Here is an 18,941-nt window from a genome sequence, read left to right on the forward strand (position 1 = left end):
CGGAATTATAAAGATAATTAATTTTTCTAATCCGCATCAGGCTCCTAGGATGGACGCCTAACGTCTTAGGAGAAAGAGTCATGTCGTCTATCGTAGTCGTAGGTGCTAACTGGGGTGATGAAGGCAAAGGCCGCATCGTGGATTATCTGGCAGGTCAAGCTGGCGCCAGCATTCGCTTCCAGGGCGGCAACAACGCTGGCCACACCGTGGTCAACGACCTTGGCACCTTCAAGCTGCACCAGGTTCCGAGTGGCGTATTCAACCCGGATTGCCTGGTTGTCCTCGGCCCGGGCATGGTGATCAGCCCCGAGAAACTGACCGTCGAGCTCGAGGAAGTCAAAGCCTCCGGCGTGACTCCGAAGCTGGCCATCTCTGACCGCGCAACCCTCTGCCTGCCGCTGCACGCACTGGAAGATACCCTGGAAGAGCAACGTCTGGGTGACGGCGCCTATGGCTCCACCCGTCAGGGCATCGCTCCTGCCTACGGCGATCGCGTGATGAAGAAAGCGATCCTGGTCGGCTGGCTGAAACAGCCGGACGTGCTGGTCGAGCGCATCCAGTTCATGCTGGACTGGAAACTGCCGCAGATGAAGGCTATCTACCCCTCCTTCGAATTCACCCAGACTGCCCAGGAGATGGCCGACTGGCTGCTGGAAGTCTCTGCACCCTGGATCGACGCCGTTTGCAACGTCAGCATGCCGCTCAAAGCGCTGCAGGCTGAAGGCAAGACCCTGCTGTTCGAAGCCCAGCTGGGCGCTGGCCGTGACCTGATCTACGGCGAATACCCCTGGGTGACCTCCTCCCACGTATCTGGCGCCTACGCCGGTATCGGTGGCGGTCTGCCGGGTCTGCGCCCGGAGCGCGTCATCGCTGTGGCCAAGGCATTCAGCTCCTCTGTCGGTACCGGCACCCTGCTGACCGCCATGGAGAACCAGGACGAGTTCCGCAAGATCACCAATGAGTTCGGCGCTACCACTGGCCGTCCCCGTGATGTCGGTTACTTCGACGCCGTCGCCACCAAGAACGGTGTCGAGCTGCAAGCCGCCACCGAAGTGGCCCTGACCAAGCTGGACTGCCTGACCGGTCTGCCGGATCTGAAGATCTGCGTGGCCTACGAAGGTGCCCACACCGAGAACCCGATTTGGCCGCAAACTGCAGCCCTGAAGCCGGTTTACGAGCAGATGGAAAGCTGGAGCGAAGACATCACCGGTTGCCGCACCTTCGAAGAGCTGCCGCGCGCTGCCCAGCAGTACGTGCTGCGTATCGAAGAGCTGCTCGGCGTACCGGTTCCGATGGTTTCCGTCGGCCCGGGCCGTGACGAGATGATCCTGCGCTAAGCCGCACCTCTTATCGTCAAACAAAAAACCGGCATCCCTGATGCTGGTTTTTTTATGGCTGCTATTTACCTTATCGCCATAAAAATCACCCAAAGGCTCAATTAACTCACCAATCGACCTCACATTGAGCAGTTCTGCAATAACATTCTACCCTGCCCTCGTTAAAGTGAACCCGTTACCACACGAGGAGTCACCCGATGAAATTGCTCAAACAGAGTGCCCTGTTGCCACTGCTCTGCCTGACGGCCATGCCGGCCTTTGCCATGACCCTGAAGAGCACGGACATTCACGAAGGCCAGCTGATGGACAAACAGTTCAGCTTCAACGGCTTTGGCTGCAGCGGCGACAACCACTCGCCCCAGCTGAGTTGGCAGGATCTGCCGGCAGGCACCAAGAGTGTTGCCATCACCGCCTATGACCCAGATGCCCCCACCGGCAGCGGTTGGTGGCACTGGCTGGTGGTTAACCTGCCTGCCACCCAGAGCGAACTGGCCAGCAATGCCTCCGGCAAGCTCAAGCAGGGATTGGAGATCCGCACCGACTTTGGCAGCCAGGGTTATGGCGGCCCCTGCCCGCCCGCTGGTCACGGCATGCACCGCTATCAGTTCACCGCCTGGGCCCTGCCCCATGATCTCGAGGTAAAGGCTGATACCCCGCCGGCTATGGTAGGCTACATGCTCAACAGCATGGCGCTCGGCAAGGCCACCCTGACCGCCACCTTCGTCACCCCCTAGGAGCCAACCGGATGAGCACTCCCCTGCTGCAACAGAGCCACTATCTCGGGATCCGCCAGCAGCCCCTGCATCGGGTGCTCATCTATGCCCCGACCCTCATCTGGGTCACCCAGGGGAGCAAGCAACTATGGTGGCGCGAGCGGCGTCTGTCGTTTGACAGGGAGCGGTGGCTGCTGATCCCGGCAGGCCACCAGCTCACCTTCGTCAATCAGCCGGAGCAGGGCAAGTTTCGCTCCCACGCCATCACGCTGCTCACTCCGCCGCCACCAGAATGGCTGGCCGAGTCAGCCCCTTCCCACGCCGATCTGGAGGAACCCGCTGTCAAGGTCACCCCCGGGCTCGCCTTCTGCTTTGAGCTCATCAGCACCATGGCCGAACGGGGACTGAGCGAAGCAACACAGGCCGAACTGCTGCGCGGCTTCTATGCCGAACTGCGGGCCGCCAACGCCCTCGGGTTACTCTTTCCCGCCAGCACCATGACCCTCGCAGAGCGGCTGGCACGCTACCTGGCGGTGGAACCCGGAATCGACCACACCCTGGAGGCGGTGGCCCCCCACTTCTCCATGAGCCGCGCCTCCATGGTGCGCAAGCTGGCCGCCGAAGGCCGCAGCTTTCGCCAGTTGCTGGCTCAGGTGCGCATGAGTCACGCCCTCAACCTGTTGCAACAGGGCCTGACCCCGCTGGAGGTCGCCCTCGCCTGCGGTTATGACTCCCCCAGCCGCTTTGCCGCCCGCTTCAAACAGGAGTTCGGCCTGACGCCCCACCAATACCTGCACACCTGCCCATCCACCCTGCTCAGTCACGCCAGATAGTCGATAAGTAACTTTTCCGAAGAGAGTTGCTGCCAGCAGTTGTATATCCTTGGGCTGCGCAATGGATGGCAACATCCATCATGCAAAAGACCTCCATCCGGAGGCCTTTCTGTTTTCACTCAAGTTGCACTCACACAATACCCACCACACGGCAGGTACGGGCTAGTCTTAGCCGTTCGTGAGCCGCAAAGAGAGGCGTTTGGCCAGTGCCTGGAAGTGCTGGCTCACCTCAGCCCCGAACAGGGGGTCGCCAATGGCGCGGTTCTGCCAGTTTTGCTCCAGATGACGCCAGTCATCCTCGGTCAGGGAGTCACGCAGATGGGGGAAGATCACCCCCTCTTCATAGTTCATGTGTGCCTCTTGCAGCTCCACGAAGCGCTCCAGCTTGGTGGTGAACTGATCGAGGGGGATCACCGCATCCATCAGGATCATCTCCACCATCTCCTTGAGATCGGCCCCGGCTTCCAGCAGCTTGACGTGCTCCTCCTGCAGGCGGTTGGCGACCTCACCCTCCACCACCCGATATTTCAGGTAGTAGTCATAGATGAGGTCTTCCTTGGGATGGTGGTACTTGTCGGAGACCTCCCGCAGGTAGTCGATGACATCGCGCACCAGAAAATAGCTGATGGGCTCTTCGGCACGGATGGCTGCCAGCTTGTGCTTGAGCAGCTCCAAAAGTCGGGCGATGTTGAGATGGTCCTTGTGCAGACTGGATAACATGGGCACTCCTTGGCTCTGAATTAATCTTATGTCCCTGAGTATACGGTCATTTGTCGCCCGAACTTTGCACTCAATCAAGTGGGATGCAGACAGATTTCCACTCTATCGGACTCTTGCCCTGTTGTTCCAGCAAGCGATTGGTCTCGCTAAAGTGACCGCAACCGATGAAACCGCGGTGGGCAGAGAGTGGGCTCGGGTGCGGCGCGGTCAGCACATAGTGGCGCTGGCGGTCGATGAAACGTCCTTTCTTCTGGGCGTGGGCACCCCACAGCAGGAACACCACGCCCTGACAGCTGGCATTGATCTGCTCGATGACCCGATCGGTAAAAGTCTCCCATCCCAGATGGGCGTGGGAATGGGCCTGACCGGCCTGCACCGTCAGCACAGTGTTGAGCAGCAAGACCCCCTGTTTGGCCCAGGATTCGAGAAAACCGTGATTGGGTGTGACGAAACCAGGCAGGTCACGCTGCATCTCTTTATAGATGTTGACCAGTGAGGGGGGCGTACGCACGCCGGGCAGAACGGAGAAGCAGAGACCATGCGCCTGATTGGGGCCGTGGTAGGGGTCCTGGCCCAGGATCACCACCTTGACCTGATCCAGCTCGGTCAGCTTGAAGGCATTGAACACATCGGTAGCTGGCGGGTAGATCACCTTGCCCGCTTCCCGCTCGGCTCTGACGGTTGCCAGCGTACTCTTGAAATAGTCCTGCTCTTTCTCAGAGCCAATCACATCACTCCAGGTCAGCACCCCGGCCTCCTCACTTGATACGGCGAAGGGCTCAGGATAGGGGGCCAGCCCGCAAGACGCAACCGTGGCTCACGCTTTCCAGAGCCTGGCTAGGCGCCCCGAGCGCTCCAGCTTGCGCAGGCCGGTATTGAACAACAGCATCAGACGGCGTGCCTCGGGATCAGCCTTGCGCATCAGCAGGTATCCCGGTTGCGACCAGATGGGGTCGGCGGCACCGGTCAGTGACAGCGATTGGGGATGACGAACGAGCGCCTGCTGGAACAGAGTCTGTGCCACCTGCTCATCCATCACCAGATAGTGGATCCGCCCGTCAAGCAGCTTGCCCATGCTCTCCTCATCAGAATCTGACCACTCGAGGGTGAGCCCGGCTTGGCGGGCGGCAAAACCATCGCCATAGAAATAACCACGGGTCACCCCGACCGACTCGTGTTTCAGCTCACCCAGATTGACCACGGGTGTACCGGTCAGCGTCATCAGGCGAGTGGTGAAATGGCCGAGCGAGGCGGAGAGATAGAAAAGCTGCTCCCGCTCGCGGGAGCGAAACCAGGGCATGGTGACCACATAGCGCCCCTCCAGAGTCACTCGGTAAGCCTCGGCCCAGGAATAGAAGTGAAAGCTGACATCGAGCCCCTCTTCGGCAAAGGCCTGGCGCACCACCTCACAGAGAAAGCCCTGATTGGGCAGCGCCTCACTGATATAAGGTGGCCACTCGCCCACAGCAATACGCACCGTCTCGGCCCGTACCGCAACACTGCTTGCCCAGCAACAGAACAGGGCCAGCCATGCCCACTTTCGCCACCCATTATTCACCCGGCACTCTCCTCGCTTTTTTTGCTGAGTGTAGCCAACCCCTCAATTAACCTCAGAAAAAGCCCAAAAGATGCAGTTAAATTACTAGATTAACGAGATAAAAGATGCATAATTTGGATATCTTACAAAATCAGAAAAATGACCTATTTTTGATTCAACTCAAGAATTTAATCCCATTGAAATGGCACTTTGTCAGGTTTTATTGATCTAGATCAATTTTGGTAATATTACCACCGTGGTATATATGACCCCATCAAAGAAAAGGTGTAAGGCAAGGGCCCTTTAAGTCATCGCCATCGACGGTAGCTTAAATACATCAGGGTAATTTCCTTACAGTTGGATTCGCGTTCCCATTGAGGAGTCATACCATGATCAAAGGCATTCAAATCACCCAGGCCGCCAACACCGCTCTGCTGAACTCTTTCTGGCTGCTGGACGAAGAGAAGCAACAAGCTCGCTGCATCTGCGTCAAAGGCGATGCTTTCGCTGCCGATCAAGAAGTGCAACTGGCTGACCTGGGTCAGTTCGAATACCGCGAACTGCCGGTTCAGGCTGAGCCTGCTGTTGAAGGTGGCCAGCACCTGAACGTCAACGTGCTGCGTCGCGAAACTCTGGAAGATGCTATCGAAAACCCGGAGAAGTACCCGCAGCTGACCATCCGTGTATCTGGCTACGCAGTGCGTTTCAACGCCCTGACCCCGGAACAGCAGCGTGACGTGGTTACCCGTACTTTCACCCAGAGCCTGTAATCAGCGCCCTGCAGTGAAGAGCTGATACTTGCGGTATCAGCACAAAAAAACGGCCAATCGGCCGTTTTTTTATTGCCCCCGCACCAGCCAACGCGGTCGTGCGGGGGAAACAGCGCTTACGCCCTGTCCGCTTCCAGTTGCCCGACCTTGCCGCCGAGCACTGCATCCATTTTCTTCTCGTCCAGCTGCTTGCAGTATTTGGCGACCACCACGGTGGCAACCCCGTTACCGATCAGGTTGGTCAACGCCCGCGCTTCGGACATAAAACGGTCGATCCCCAGGATCAGCGCCAAACCAGCCAGTGGCAGATGGCCCACCGCCGAAATAGTCGCCGCCAGCACGATAAAGCCACTACCGGTCACCCCTGCCGCCCCTTTCGAGGAGATCAGCAGTACCACCAGCAGGGTGATCTGTTGGAACAGATCGAGCGGCGTATTGGTAGCCTGGGCGATAAAAATCGCCGCCATAGTCAGATAGATGGAGGTGCCATCCAGGTTAAAGGAGTACCCGGTCGGAATGACCAGCCCCACCACCGATTTCTGGCAACCCAGCTTCTCCATCTTGTCCAGCATCCGCGGCAGTACCGACTCGGAAGAGGAAGTCCCCAGCACGATCAGCAACTCCTCACGAATGTAGGAGATGAAACGCAGGATGCTAAAACCTGAGGCTTTAGCGATGCTGCCCAGCACAATGAAGATAAAGAAGAGGCAGGTGAGATAGAAGCAGGCAATAAGCTGGCCCAGCTGTACCAGTGAACCTACTCCATATTTGCCGATGGTAAATGCCATTGCCCCGAATGCACCGACCGGCGCCAGTCTCATTATCATATTGATAATGCCAAATATGACTTTGGAGAAACTGTCGATGACGCCGAAAATAACCTGTCCCTTTTCACCGATATGATGCAGGGAGAAGCCGAACAGTACCGCAAACAGTAACACCTGCAAGATATTACCGCTGGCAAAGGCACCGATCACACTGCCCGGAATAATATCCAGTAAAAAGGCGATAATGCCCTGAGATTTGGCCTGCTCCGCATAGGCGGAGATGGCGCTGGCATCCAGCGCAGCCGGATCGACGTTCATACCGGCACCCGGTTGCAGCAGGTTGACCACACACAGCCCGATGATCAAGGCGATAGTGCTGACCACCTCGAAGTAGAGCAGAGCAATGGCGCCGGTCTTGCCGACCGCCTTCATGCTCTCCATCCCGGCAATGCCGGTAACCACGGTACAGAAAATAACGGGGGCGATGATCATCTTGATCAATTTGACGAAGCCATCACCGAGGGGCTTCATATCGGCGCCCAGTTCTGGATAGACATGCCCCAGAAATACCCCGAGGGTAATCGCGAGCAATACCTGAAAATAGAGGCTGCTAAATAGTTTCTTTCGCATTATTAACGTCCTGTTAATTTAATTGCACATTGTTATGGCAGCAATAAACATGCAGATAGCCGGACGAGATATTTGCGTACCTCACCCGATCCATGCTGTTTCTGCATTACTACGGTCACCACTTTACATGTAATAAAAAACAATTAAGAGACATCAATCACACAACAAAATTAACACCATTAACACCATTAACACCACGGCAACCGATAATTGTTTGCTCGCAGATTAATTTGAGTCTTCAACTAAATATGGCAGATATAAAAATACCCCGCATTGCGGGGCATTTTCATCAGGCATGACAGCGTCGGGATCAGGCCGAAGTATCGAGGGGTTCGAAGCCCTTGATCAGGTCATCGATGGCCTTCATCTGTTTGAGGAAGCCTTCCAGCTTCTCCAGCGGCAGGGCGCTCGGGCCATCACAACGGGCAATTTTCGGGTCTGGGTGGGATTCAATAAAGAGACCGGCCAGACCGACCGCCATACCGGCGCGCGCCAGCTCGGTCACCTGCTCGCGACGACCACCGGAGGCGGCCCCCAGCGGATCACGGCACTGCAGGGAGTGGGTCACGTCAAAGATCACCGGATAGCCACCAGTGCTCTTCTTCATCACGCCCAGGCCCAGCATGTCCACCACCAGGTTGTCGTAGCCGAAATTGGCACCGCGCTCGCAGAGGATCAGCTGATCGTTGCCGCACTCCTCAAACTTGTCGGTGATGTTCTTCATCTGGCTTGGGCTGAGGAACTGCGGCTTCTTGATGTTGATAACGTTGCCGGTGCGGGCCATGGCTTCCACCAGATCAGTCTGGCGCGCCAGGAAAGCGGGCAGCTGGATAACGTCAACCACCTCGGCGACCGGCTTGGCCTGATGGGGTTCGTGCAGATCGGAGATGACCGGCATGCCGAAGGTCGCTTTCAGCTCCTGGAAAATCTTCATCCCCTCTTCCAGACCCGGACCGCGGTAGGAGTGGATGGAGGAGCGGTTGGCCTTGTCCCAGCTCGCCTTGAACACAAACGGGATGCCCAGCTTGCTGGTCACTTCCACGTACTTCTCGCACACAGCCATCGCCATATCGCGGGATTCCAGCACGTTCATGCCGCCAAACAGCACGAACGGTTTGTCGTTGGCAACGTCGATCTGGTTGATCTTGATATTCTTCTGTTCCATCTAAGACTTCCTTAATGAAGGGGCCTGAAGCCAAGTTACTCCGTTGCAGCCGAGCGCTGCGGCCTTGATATTCTTCTGTTTCAACTCCAAGACATCCTTAATAAAAGGGCCTGAAGCCTAGTTACTCCGTTGCGACCGGACGCAGCGGCCTTGATATTCTTCTGTTTAAGTTTCAAGCCGCCCTTAATGGAGGGGCTTGGGGCTCAGATCCAGCGCGGCCAGTTGCACTTTCAGCACATCGGCGACCGGATCGTCCGGGCATTGTTCAATAAAATATTCAAAATCGTCGGCGGCCTGGCGCGGGCAATCGAGCTGCTCGTAGATAAAGCCGCGATCCCGCGTCTCCAGCGGATCGCCGGGCTTCATACGCAACAACAGCTCGCTGCAACGCAGCGCCTCGGGCATACGATCTTCCCGCAGTAGGGCCCCCTTGCTGACGTTGAGCAGCCGTTCGATGATCTCCCACTGGCCGGAGGGCTGCAGGTAGTCGGGGGTCAGGGTCGCCAAGTCCCCCAACGCACCGCGCAGCAGCAGCTCGATGCGGGCCAGACTCAGCTCGTCGCCGGTAAAGGGGTCGACATAGACCTCCCCCTCGCCACCGGCAAAGCTCACCAGGAAGTGACCGGGGAAGCAGATCCCCTCTACATCGAGCCCAAGCTTGCGCCCCAGCTGAATGATGAGAATGCCGAGGCTGACCGGGATCCCCTTGCGCTGAACCAGCACCTGATTGAGATCGCAGTTGTTGGCAGAGAAATAATCCTGCCAGTCGCCATGAAAACCGAGGCTGTGGTAGAAGCCCTGCAGCAACTGCTGGCGCACCTCGTCGCAGGTGCCCTCTTCGATCTGCTCATCCAGCCACTCGTCCAGCAGGTTCAACTCGCGGATCCCCTCCTCGACCGAGCCATAAATTTCGTCACTGACTGACAACGCCAGCTCGGTGATGTCGTGGGCTTCGAAATCGGTCCATTCGTCTATGTGTAACATTCTCTTCATGCCTTAGCCGAACACACTCGTCTGTTTGAGCACTGCCAACTTGGCAATAAAGTAGATCCAGCCGAGCGCCCCCAGAAAGGAGCACCAGCGCACCAGATTGCTTTTGGCCAGCCGCAGCGCCATCGCCGCCAGAAATACCAGCACCAGAATGGCCATCAGCTTCTCGCTGAGCCAGGGCGTTCCGTTATTGAGCGGGTTGAGATCCAGCACCATGCAGAGCAATACGCCGGAGAGCACCACCAGACCGTTGAGCCAGCCGCTGACCTTCATCACCGGCGCGCTGTAGGCTCGGCCAGTAGCGGTCTGTACCCAGTAGAAGCGGAGCATAAACATCAGCACGGCCACGGCTATCAGGGTGAGGTGCAGGTGTTTGAGCACAAAAACCATATTCAATCCTTGCATGGGGGCGCACAGGCAACCCGCCGTGTAACAGTGAGGAACCGTCAGCGCAGCGGGCAGAGGCCCAGTGTCACCCTGTCGTTATCCCCGTAATCACGCACCGTGGCTACCTCGCGGTAACCGCCATCGCGCAGCAACTGACGCACCGCCTCACCCTGATCCCAGCCATGCTCCAGCAGCAACCAGCCATCGGCCAGCAGATAAGCGGGGGCATGGGCCACGATGTGGCGGATATCAGCCAGCCCGGCGTCATCGGCAACCAGCGCCGAGCGGGGCTCAAAGCGCACGTCACCCTGCTCGAGATGGGGATCGGCGCCATCAATATAGGGGGGATTGGAGACAATCACCGCAAAACGTGGCGTATTGTCGCGATCCGGCTCGCCAAGGGGCTCGAACCAGCTGCCGTCGCGCACCTCGATGGGTAACCCCAGCGCGGCGCTGTTCTCGCGAGCCAGTGCGGCAGCGTCCACCATCCGATCCACCGCCCACACATCGATTTCGGGCCGCTCGGACTTGAGCGCCAGCGCGATGGCGCCGGTGCCGGTGCCCAGATCCAGCACGGCGCACGGCCCCTGCGGGATTTTGGTCAACGCTTGCTCGACCAGTACCTCGGTATCGGGGCGCGGGATCAGGGTCGCCGGACTTACCTTGAGGGGCAGCGACCAGAACTCCCGCTCTCCCACCAGATGGGCGATGGGTTCGCCATTGAGACGTCGGGTCAGCCACGCTTGCAGGGTGGCCTGCTGGGCGGCATCCAGCTCGCACTCTGGCCAGGTCATCAGATAGCTGCGACGACACCCGAGCAGATGGCAGAGCAGTACATCGGCGTCGGCGCGGGGGGATTCTCCCTCAGCCAACACAGTCATGATATGGGCGCGGGCCTGCTGGATCTGCATCAGTGCCACTCCACTTTATGGGCAGAACACTTAATACGAGCTTGCCGGATCACCATTTGCATCAGTTGTTCTCGGCCAGCGAGGCGAGCTGATCGGCCTGATACTCCTGCACCAGCGGGGTGATGACGCAGTCCAGATCCCCTTCCAAAATTTCGGAGAGGCGATAGAGGGTCAGGTTGATGCGGTGCTCGGAGAGGCGGCCCTGCGGATAGTTGTAGGTCCGGATGCGCTCGGAGCGATCGCCGGAGCCCACCAGATTGCGGCGGGTGCTCTGCTCGGCGGCGCGGTGGCGCTCATCCTCGGCCGCTTGCAGGCGGGCGGAGAGCACCGACATTGCCTTGGCGCGGTTCTTGTGCTGGGAGCGCTCGTCCTGACACTCCACCACCAGACCGGTCGGCAGGTGGGTGATGCGAATGGCCGAGTCGGTCTTGTTGACGTGCTGACCACCGGCACCGGAGGCGCGGAAGGTGTCGATCTTCAAGTCGGAAGGGTTGATCTCGATCTGCTCGGCTTCCGGCACTTCCGGCAACACGGCGACGGTACAGGCGGAGGTGTGCACCCGGCCCTGAGATTCGGTCTCCGGTACCCGCTGTACCCGGTGACCACCGGATTCAAACTTGAGGCGGCCATAGACGCGCTCGCCGTCGATCTTGGCGATCACCTCCTTGTAGCCACCGTATTCACCATCGTTGCAGCTGACGATGGAGACGCGCCAGCCCTGACGCTCGGCAAACCGTGAATACATGCGGAACAGGTCACCGGCAAAGATGGCCGCTTCGTCGCCACCGGCACCGGCGCGGATCTCCAGATAGCAGTTATTGTCATCCTTGGGATCCTTGGGCAGCAACATCAGTTGCAGCTCCTGCTCCAGCGCCTCCAGATTGGCCTTGGCCAGCGGCAGCTCCTCCTGCGCCATCTCGCGCAGGTCGGCATCATCCTCCTCCAGCATCATCTGGGTGGTCTCCAGATCATCCTGAGCCTGACGGTAACGCTGGAAGGCGTGAACGATATCTTCCAGCTGGGCATATTCGCGGGTCAGGGCGCGGTAGCGATCCTGATCCGAGACCACATCCGGCTCGCCGAGCATGGCCTGTACTTCTTCGTGGCGCTCGATGAGGCCTTCCAGCTTTCTGATCAGTGACGGATTCATAACTCTTGCATTCTCAATGGAGGACGGGACAACCGGCAGGTTGCCCGAAAATTATGGCTCTTGTGACAACCCCAGCGCCTGCCGCAAGCGGGAGAGCTCGCTCTGATCCCCCTGGGAGGCAGCCTGGCGCAACGCCTGGGTCGGCGCGTGGATCAATTTGTTGGTGAGGCGATGGGCCATCGCCTTGAGCGCCTGTTCGGCACTCTCGCCCTGCGCCAATGCCAGCAGGGCCCGTTGCAACTCTTCATCAGCCACTTGCTGTGACTGATGGCGGTAATCGCGAATGAGGTCGACCGAGCTCTGGCCGCGATACCAGCCCATAAACTCGTCGCGCTCTTCCTGCACTATCACTTCCGCCTGGGCGGCAGCCCGTTTACGGGTTTCGAGGTTCTGCTCGATGATCCCCTGCAAATCATCCACCGTGTAGAGATAGGCATCGGAGAGCTCATCGACTTCGGCTTCGATGTCGCGCGGCACGGCAATATCCACCAGAAACATGGGTTTGAAGCGGCGGGCCTTCAGCGCGCGCTCCACCATCCCCTTGCCGATGATGGGCAGTGGGCTGGCGGTCGAGCTGATGACAATATCCGCCTCGTGCAGATAGTCGGGGATCTCTTCGAGCGTCATCACCTGGGCGCCGAATTCGGCTGCCAGGGTCTGGGCACGCTGCAGGGTGCGGTTAGCCACCATCATCTTGGTGACGTTCTGCTCGCGCAGATGACGGGCCACCAGTTCGATGGTCTCCCCCGCCCCGACCAGCAATACCTTGGTCTGGGAGAGATCGGAGAAGATCCGCCGACCCAGACTGACGGCGGCAAACGCCACCGACACGGCACTGGCACCAATCTCGGTATCGGTACGCACTCTTTTCGCCACCGAGAAGGATTTCTGGAACAGCCGCTCCAGCGCCCCCTTCACCGACTCCGCCTGCTGGGCATGAGCGTAGGATTGCTTGATCTGCCCCAGGATCTGCGGCTCCCCCAACACCAGCGAGTCGAGCCCGCACGCCACCCGCATCAGGTGGCGCACCGCCTCTTCATCGTGATGCTGATAGATGGCAGTGACCAGTTCGGCCGCGTCCAGCCCGTGGAACTGTTGCAGCCAGCGCAGCACTTGCTCCTGCCGCTCCTCCTCCAGATTGCAATAGAGTTCGGTCCGGTTGCAGGTGGAGACGATCACCGCCTCGCTGACACCGGGTTGGCTCACCAGCTCACGCAAGGCGCGATCGATGCAGTCCGGGCCAAAGGCGACCCGTTCCCGCAAGGCGACACTGGCGGTGTTGTGGTTGATTCCGAGGGCAAGCAAACTCATGAGTGGGCGACGATCATTTCATACGCTGGGTGCAAAGGCTGCCAATTGTACGAGAAAGGGTAAGTCTTTAAAAGCAATACGGCCGCCCCGTATACTGTGGCAAATTCCTCTCTCTGGAGCCGTATCTTGCTGCTACGTATTTTTACCCTCACCTGCCTGCTGTTGCTGGCCGGTTGTGTCACCACCCAGCCCCAGCGTGACCAGGTGAACTGGAACCAGGAGCGGACCCGTCTCGAGCAGCTGACCCACTGGCAGCTATCCGGCAAGATGGCCATCATCACGCCCCAGCAAAAGGGCAGCGCCCGTCTCAACTGGCAGCAGGATGGGGAGGATTATCGCCTCAACCTCACCAGCCTGATTGGCACCAACATTCTCGAGCTCTCCCGTAGCAAGGGGGAGATCACCCTGCTCGACAGCGACGGCAATCGCCACCAGAGCCAGGATGCCGAAGCGCTTATCTATCAACTGACCGGCTGGAATATTCCGGTTGCGGGATTGCCAGAGTGGATCAAGGGACTGCCGGGTCAGGCGGAGTTTGAACTCAACCCCGACAGCAGTCTGGCCAGCGTGCGCGATGGCCAGTGGCAGATCGTCTATGGTGATTATCGGGATCAAGATGGCTACCGCCTGCCACACCAGCTGACCATGACTGGCCAGAACAGCCGCCTCAAGCTTCAGATCAACCAATGGACTCTTGCACGTTAATGGCTTCCACACGCTGGCCGGCACCGGCCAAACTCAACCTGTTTCTACACGTCAATGGCCGTCGTCCCGATGGCTATCACGAGCTGCAGACCCTGTTTATCTTCCTCAACCACAGCGACTGGCTCGAGTTCGAGGTGATACCAAATAGCGACACACTCACCCTGACGCCGGCCATTCCCGGGGTGCCGGATGAGCAGAATCTGATTATCCGGGCGGCGCGGCTGCTGCAAGCAACCCTGCCGAGCCCGCAGGGGGCCCATATCCGGCTGGAGAAAGTGCTGCCCATGGGGGGCGGCATTGGCGGCGGTTCGTCCGATGCTGCAACCACGCTGGTGGCGCTTAACCACCTCTGGCAGGCGGGTTTGAGTGAAGATGAACTGGCAGCACTTGGCGTCCAGTTGGGGGCTGATGTACCGGTGTTTGTTCGTGGCAAGGCGGCCTTTGCCGAAGGAGTGGGCGAGCGGCTGCAACCGGTCGAACTGCCCGATGCCTGGTATCTGGTGCTCAAGCCCGATTGCCATGTGGCGACCGCGGCCGTATTCCAGGATCCGGACCTGCCGAGAGCCACGCCGAAAATGGCGCTGGACAACCTGCTGGAAGGCGAGTGGAAAAACGATTGCGAATCACTGGTGAAAAAGCGCCACCCCGAGGTTGCCAATGCGCTCGGCTGGTTGCTAGAATACGCGCCGTCAAGAATGACGGGCACAGGAGCCTGCGTCTTTGCTCAATTTGAAGACGAAGTGACTGCTCGGGAAGTGTTGGCCTGCGTGCCGAAGGGACTTGATGGGTTTGTCGCCAAGGGCGAGAACATATCACCTCTCTTCTCCACATTGCAACAGTTCAAATGATTGGGGTATCGCCAAGCGGTAAGGCAGCGGGTTTTGATCTCGCCATTCCTAGGTTCGAATCCTAGTACCCCAGCCAATTCCCAAGTAGCAATGATGCGTAGTGATAAACGTGGCCGGTTTCGCACTCGGCCACGGATTCGGGTTACCGGTATCATCACAATCATTGGGCAGCAGACACCTTGTACGTTATCTTGATAAATCGTTTGCCCCAAAACGATAGGGTCTGATTTCAGACTCCCCCACATACTGGATGCAACCCCGAGGTTTCAAACCGTGCCTGACATGAAGCTGTTTGCTGGTAACGCAACGCCGGAACTAGCCCAGAAGATCGCAGATCGCCTGTTTATCAAACTCGGCAATGCTGCCGTAGGTCGCTTTAGCGACGGCGAGATCAGCGTACAGATCAATGAGAATGTACGTGGTGGCGATATCTTCATCATTCAATCCACCTGTGCCCCGACCAACGACAATTTGATGGAATTGATCGTCATGGTGGATGCTCTGCGTCGTGCTTCAGCTGGCCGTATCACTGCCGTTATCCCCTACTTTGGTTATGCCCGTCAGGACCGCCGAGTCCGCTCCGCCCGTGTACCCATCACCGCCAAGGTTGTCGCTGACTTCCTCTCCAGCGTCGGTGTGGATCGCGTGCTGACCGTTGACCTGCATGCCGAGCAAATTCAAGGTTTCTTCGACGTTCCGGTAGACAACGTGTTCGGTAGCCCGGTGCTGCTGGAAGACATGAAGTCCAAGAACCTCGAGTCTCCTGTCGTTGTCTCCCCGGACATCGGTGGCGTCGTGCGTGCCCGCGCCATCGCCAAGCTGCTGGATGACACCGACATCGCCATCATCGACAAGCGCCGTCCCCGCCCGAACGTCTCCCAGGTCATGCACCTGATTGGTGACGTTGCCGGCCGCGACTGCATCATCGTTGATGACATGATCGACACCGGCGGCACCCTGTGCAAAGCCGCAGAGGCCCTGAAAGAGCGCGGTGCCAAGCGTGTATTCGCTTACGCTACCCACCCGGTCTTCTCCGGTTCCGCCGTCGAGAACATCAAGAACTCCGTGATCGATGAACTGATCATCACCGACTCCATCCCGCTCACTGCGGAGATGAAAGCGGTCGGCAAGGTCAAGCAGCTGACGCTGTCAACTGTACTGGCCGAAGCCATTCGTCGCATCAGCAACGAAGAGTCCATCTCTGCCATGTTTGAGCATTGATAGATTCAGCAATAACGAAAACCGCCATCAGGCGGTTTTCGTCTTTCTGGACCTTCTCTTTCCAACTTTCTGCTATCTGGTACGACCCTGCCCCGGCAGGCTTAAGGATTTACCCATGAATTGCTTGCGTCCCCTCCTGCTCGCGACCCTCACCTCCGCCCTGTTCGCCTGTCAGCCCGCCAAAGAGAACCCGCCCTTCGTGCTGACCCTGGCTCACATGAACGACACCCACTCCCAGTTTGATCCGGTCAATGCCGAGATCAAAGGGCAGATCTTTACCCAGCAGGGGGAGACAGACACCCTCTATACCCGCTTTGGCGGTTATCCACGCCTGCTGACCATGGCGAAAGCCTATCAGGCCGAGGCGCTGGCCAAGAACCAGCCCTTGCTGCTGCTGCACGGCGGCGATGCCTGGCAGGGCAGCGGCTACTTCAAACTCAACGAGGGGATGGCCAACGCCGAGTTGCTGAGCCAGTTCGGCCTCGATGCCATGGCGCTGGGCAACCACGAGTTCGATCTGGATAACCAGAAGCTGGCCCGCTTCATCGAGGGGGTCAACTTCCCGGTGCTGGCCGCCAACCTCGACACCAAGGCCGATCCGGCCCTTAGCAAGGCTGACAACCTCAAGCCCTTCGTGGTCTACGCTTTTGACGGCAACCAGAAGAGCCCGGTCACCGATCTCGACAACCTGCCACAAGGCAAACAGCTGGTCGCCGTCATCGGTCTGGTGCTGGAAGACATGGGCAATATCGCCCCCAACGTCGGCAAGCTGCGCTTTGGCAAGGAGGTCGCCTCGGCTCAGGCCACGGTCGACATGCTGCAAGCCAAGGGGATCCATCAGATCGTGGCGCTCACCCACATCGGCAACGAGCGGGATCTGGCACTGGCGGCCAAGGTAAACGGCCTCGATGCCATCGTCGGCGGCCACTCCCACAGCCTGCTCGGCGATTTTCGCAATATCGGCTGGGGCAAGACCGGCGATTACGCCAAGCTGGTGACCAATCCGGATGGCATCGGCAAAACCTGCGTGGTGCAGGCGGGCTCCTACGCCCAGGCCATCGGTCTGGCACAGGTGACCTTTGACAGCCAGGGTCAGGTGACCGACTGCCAGGGCCACAACAGCCTGCTGGCCAGCCGCGACTTCTTCGCCGATGCGGCGCGCAAGCAAGCACTCGACGACGCCCGCAGCAAAGAGGCGAGCCAGTTTGTCGACAACCAGCCCAATCTGGTGACCGTGGATGAAGATCCGCGCCTGCGCGGCATCATCGACAGCCACTACAAACCGGCGCTGGAGAAAGCCTACGGCCCGGTGATCGGCACCATCCCCGAGCAGCTGCAAAATGCCCGTCGTCCCGGTGACAACGGCAGCGACAGCCACGGCTCAGATGTAGCGCCGCTGGTTGCCGAAGGGGAGTTCTACTGGGCCAATACCCCAGCAGTGCAAGCCCTGACCGGCGGCCCGGTCGATTTTTCTCTGGTTGCGGTGGGCGGCGTGCGCGCCGAGCTGCCGGCCGGCGAGTGGCGCGAGGGGGATAGCTCCCTCACCCTGCTGCCGTTCAAGAACCAGCTCGCGGTGCTAACCCTGACTGGCGCCGAGGTACGCGCCCTGCTGACCGAGACCATCACCGCCACCCTGCCCGCCAGCGCCCATGCCGGCAAGTTCCCCTATGGCGGCCACCTGCGTTACACCTTCCAGGAGACCAACGCAGGCAAAGCGGGCACCCTGACCCAATTGCAGCGCAAGACCGCAAGCGGCGAGTGGCAAGATCTGGTGGATAGCCAGCACTATCGGGTGGTGATGAACGCCTACAGCGCCAACGGCAACGATGGCTGGCAAGCACTGGCAAATGCCCAGCGTCAGAAGAGCGAGCGGGTCGATATCGCCAGCGTCAATGGCAAGCTGACCGCCTTCCCGGTGCTGAAAGTGGCACAAGACGGCGAGCTGCTCGGCGCCGTCTATGCCCCGGGCCAGCCACTCGATTGCAAAGCCAGCGGCGTGGATTGCGGCACCGATGCAGCGTCTTTCGTGGAGTATGTGCGCGATGCCCGTCCCACCCTGACCGCACTGGATGAAGAGACCGTCACCCTGCTGCGTACCAAATAACGACGGTAGTCAACCGGGCACAATCCATCGGTAAACTGAAACGGGCCTCTTGCAAGAGGCCCGTTTGCCCACAGTTAGCCACCCATTGGCCGCAATAATGCTGCAAATCCCGCCATAACATGCGCATTGGTTGAGTGATCGCCACTCGGCGGCTAGAATATTGCGTCCTATTGCCCTGGGTAGTGTGCCCACGGCAGCTGCGAGTGAAGACATCAAGCGTGACAAGCGAAATCAAACTGATCGTCGGACTGGGCAACCCCGGCCCGGAATATGCCAAGACCCGCCACAATGCGGGCGCCTGGTATGTGGAGCAACTGGCCCGCTGGCACAATGTCAGCCTGCGTGAAGAACCCAAGTTCTTCGGCCATACTGCCCGCATCCTGGTCGAGGGGCAGGATGTGCGGCTGCTCATCCCGAACACCTATATGAACCTCTCTGGCAAGGCGGTGGCCGCACTGGCGCGTTTTTATCAGATTGAGCCGGAAGCGATTCTGGTGGCCCATGATGAACTGGATCTGCCGCCAGGCATCGCCAAGTTCAAGCAGGGTGGTGGTCACGGTGGCCATAACGGCCTCAAGGACATCATCGCCAAGATGGGCAACAACAATAACTTCTTCCGGCTGCGTCTCGGGATCGGCCATCCCGGCAGCAAAGAGCAGGTGGCTGGCTTCGTCCTGACCAAGGCCCCCAGCAGTGAACAGAACCTGATCGACGCCGCGCTGGACGAGTCCCTGCGCGCCACCGACATCCTGTTCAAACAAGATATGACCAAGGCCATGAATCGCTTGCACAGCTTCAAGGCTGAAAAGGGTTAGGTCGGTTTGACCCTGTACGGGCATTGT

Annotated in this window: 19 protein-coding genes and 1 tRNA gene; 10 read left to right on the forward strand and 10 right to left on the reverse strand. The window is 59.0% G+C overall.

From position 1 onward, the window contains the following. Positions 1 to 80: 80 nt before the first annotated feature. The 3 genes from I6L47_RS08215 (at position 81) to I6L47_RS08225 (ending at position 2,883) form a co-directional block, all read left to right on the forward strand. Positions 81 to 1,337 (forward strand): adenylosuccinate synthetase, encoded by a 1,257-nt coding sequence (locus I6L47_RS08215; protein ID WP_005347796.1) that lies wholly within the window; start codon positions 81 to 83, stop codon positions 1,335 to 1,337. 197 nt (positions 1,338 to 1,534) lie between these two features. Next, the gene (locus I6L47_RS08220) at positions 1,535 to 2,071 is read left to right on the forward strand and encodes a YbhB/YbcL family Raf kinase inhibitor-like protein (protein WP_005353872.1); all 537 of its coding nucleotides are present in this window, start codon (positions 1,535 to 1,537) and stop codon (positions 2,069 to 2,071) included. A gap of 11 nt (positions 2,072 to 2,082) precedes the next feature. Further along, positions 2,083 to 2,883 (forward strand): AraC family transcriptional regulator, encoded by an 801-nt coding sequence (locus I6L47_RS08225; RefSeq protein ID WP_019445688.1) that lies wholly within the window; start codon positions 2,083 to 2,085, stop codon positions 2,881 to 2,883. 168 nt (positions 2,884 to 3,051) lie between these two features. Here the strand turns inward: I6L47_RS08225 and I6L47_RS08230 are convergent, their stop codons facing one another. The 3 genes from I6L47_RS08230 to I6L47_RS08240 all read right to left on the reverse strand — a co-directional run bounded on the left by I6L47_RS08230 (position 3,052) and on the right by I6L47_RS08240 (position 5,161). Next, a complete protein-coding gene (locus I6L47_RS08230) occupies positions 3,052 to 3,603 on the reverse strand; it encodes a hemerythrin domain-containing protein (RefSeq protein WP_216949076.1) in 552 nt (183 codons plus the stop codon). Positions 3,604 to 3,673: 70 nt separating this feature from the next. Then, complete coding sequence (ung, locus tag I6L47_RS08235; protein WP_005353881.1) at positions 3,674 to 4,351, reverse strand: uracil-DNA glycosylase; 678 nt, start codon at positions 4,349 to 4,351, stop codon at positions 3,674 to 3,676. A gap of 69 nt (positions 4,352 to 4,420) precedes the next feature. Next, complete coding sequence (locus I6L47_RS08240; RefSeq protein ID WP_216949077.1) at positions 4,421 to 5,161, reverse strand: ABC transporter substrate-binding protein; 741 nt, start codon at positions 5,159 to 5,161, stop codon at positions 4,421 to 4,423. A gap of 368 nt (positions 5,162 to 5,529) precedes the next feature. Between I6L47_RS08240 and grcA the strand changes: the two genes are divergently transcribed. Beyond that, positions 5,530 to 5,910: an autonomous glycyl radical cofactor GrcA gene (gene grcA, locus I6L47_RS08245; RefSeq protein ID WP_005334936.1), complete on the forward strand. Its 381-nt coding sequence runs from the start codon at positions 5,530 to 5,532 to the stop codon at positions 5,908 to 5,910. Between the two features lie 116 nt (positions 5,911 to 6,026). On the opposite strand, the gene I6L47_RS08250 is transcribed toward grcA, so the two are convergent. The 7 genes from I6L47_RS08250 to hemA all read right to left on the reverse strand — a co-directional run bounded on the left by I6L47_RS08250 (position 6,027) and on the right by hemA (position 13,221). Next, a complete protein-coding gene (locus I6L47_RS08250; protein WP_005353887.1) occupies positions 6,027 to 7,307 on the reverse strand; it encodes a dicarboxylate/amino acid:cation symporter in 1,281 nt (426 codons plus the stop codon). 310 nt (positions 7,308 to 7,617) lie between these two features. Continuing rightward, positions 7,618 to 8,472: a 3-deoxy-8-phosphooctulonate synthase gene (gene kdsA / locus I6L47_RS08255; RefSeq protein WP_005334937.1), complete on the reverse strand. Its 855-nt coding sequence runs from the start codon at positions 8,470 to 8,472 to the stop codon at positions 7,618 to 7,620. Between the two features lie 183 nt (positions 8,473 to 8,655). Continuing rightward, positions 8,656 to 9,456: a SirB1 family protein gene (locus I6L47_RS08260; RefSeq protein WP_005362204.1), complete on the reverse strand. Its 801-nt coding sequence runs from the start codon at positions 9,454 to 9,456 to the stop codon at positions 8,656 to 8,658. Between the two features lie 12 nt (positions 9,457 to 9,468). Then, on the reverse strand, positions 9,469 to 9,852 hold the full coding sequence (locus I6L47_RS08265; protein ID WP_216949078.1) for a SirB2 family protein: 384 nt from the start codon (positions 9,850 to 9,852) through the stop codon (positions 9,469 to 9,471). Between the two features lie 56 nt (positions 9,853 to 9,908). After that, positions 9,909 to 10,760, reverse strand: coding sequence for a peptide chain release factor N(5)-glutamine methyltransferase (gene prmC / locus I6L47_RS08270; protein ID WP_216949079.1), 852 nt, complete (start codon positions 10,758 to 10,760; stop codon positions 9,909 to 9,911). 61 nt (positions 10,761 to 10,821) lie between these two features. Beyond that, a complete protein-coding gene (gene prfA, locus I6L47_RS08275) occupies positions 10,822 to 11,910 on the reverse strand; it encodes a peptide chain release factor 1 (RefSeq protein ID WP_005353897.1) in 1,089 nt (362 codons plus the stop codon). 51 nt (positions 11,911 to 11,961) lie between these two features. Then, entirely contained in the window at positions 11,962 to 13,221 is a 1,260-nt protein-coding gene (gene hemA, locus I6L47_RS08280; protein ID WP_005362209.1) for a glutamyl-tRNA reductase, read from the reverse strand. Between the two features lie 126 nt (positions 13,222 to 13,347). Here hemA and lolB point away from each other — a divergent pair, with 126 nt between their 5' ends. The 6 genes from lolB to pth all read left to right on the forward strand — a co-directional run bounded on the left by lolB (position 13,348) and on the right by pth (position 18,914). Continuing rightward, positions 13,348 to 13,926, forward strand: coding sequence for a lipoprotein insertase outer membrane protein LolB (gene lolB, locus I6L47_RS08285; RefSeq protein ID WP_216949080.1), 579 nt, complete (start codon positions 13,348 to 13,350; stop codon positions 13,924 to 13,926). After that, positions 13,926 to 14,774: a 4-(cytidine 5'-diphospho)-2-C-methyl-D-erythritol kinase gene (gene ispE, locus I6L47_RS08290; RefSeq protein WP_118854712.1), complete on the forward strand. Its 849-nt coding sequence runs from the start codon at positions 13,926 to 13,928 to the stop codon at positions 14,772 to 14,774. Before lolB ends, ispE begins: the two co-directional genes overlap by 1 nt. Before the next feature lies 1 nt (position 14,775). After that, positions 14,776 to 14,850: transfer RNA gene (locus I6L47_RS08295), tRNA-Gln, on the forward strand. Positions 14,851 to 15,047: 197 nt separating this feature from the next. Further along, positions 15,048 to 15,995, forward strand: coding sequence for a ribose-phosphate pyrophosphokinase (locus tag I6L47_RS08300; protein WP_005343846.1), 948 nt, complete (start codon positions 15,048 to 15,050; stop codon positions 15,993 to 15,995). Positions 15,996 to 16,110: 115 nt separating this feature from the next. Continuing rightward, positions 16,111 to 18,099, forward strand: a complete 1,989-nt coding sequence (locus tag I6L47_RS08305; protein ID WP_216949081.1) for a bifunctional UDP-sugar hydrolase/5'-nucleotidase — start codon at positions 16,111 to 16,113, stop codon at positions 18,097 to 18,099. Between the two features lie 218 nt (positions 18,100 to 18,317). Further along, positions 18,318 to 18,914, forward strand: a complete 597-nt coding sequence (gene pth / locus I6L47_RS08310) for an aminoacyl-tRNA hydrolase (protein WP_058059203.1) — start codon at positions 18,318 to 18,320, stop codon at positions 18,912 to 18,914. Positions 18,915 to 18,941: the final 27 nt, after the last annotated feature.

Origin of the sequence: Aeromonas sp. FDAARGOS 1417, from assembly GCF_019046985.1 — a bacterium.
In the GTDB taxonomy this organism is placed as follows: domain Bacteria; phylum Pseudomonadota; class Gammaproteobacteria; order Enterobacterales; family Aeromonadaceae; genus Aeromonas; species Aeromonas veronii.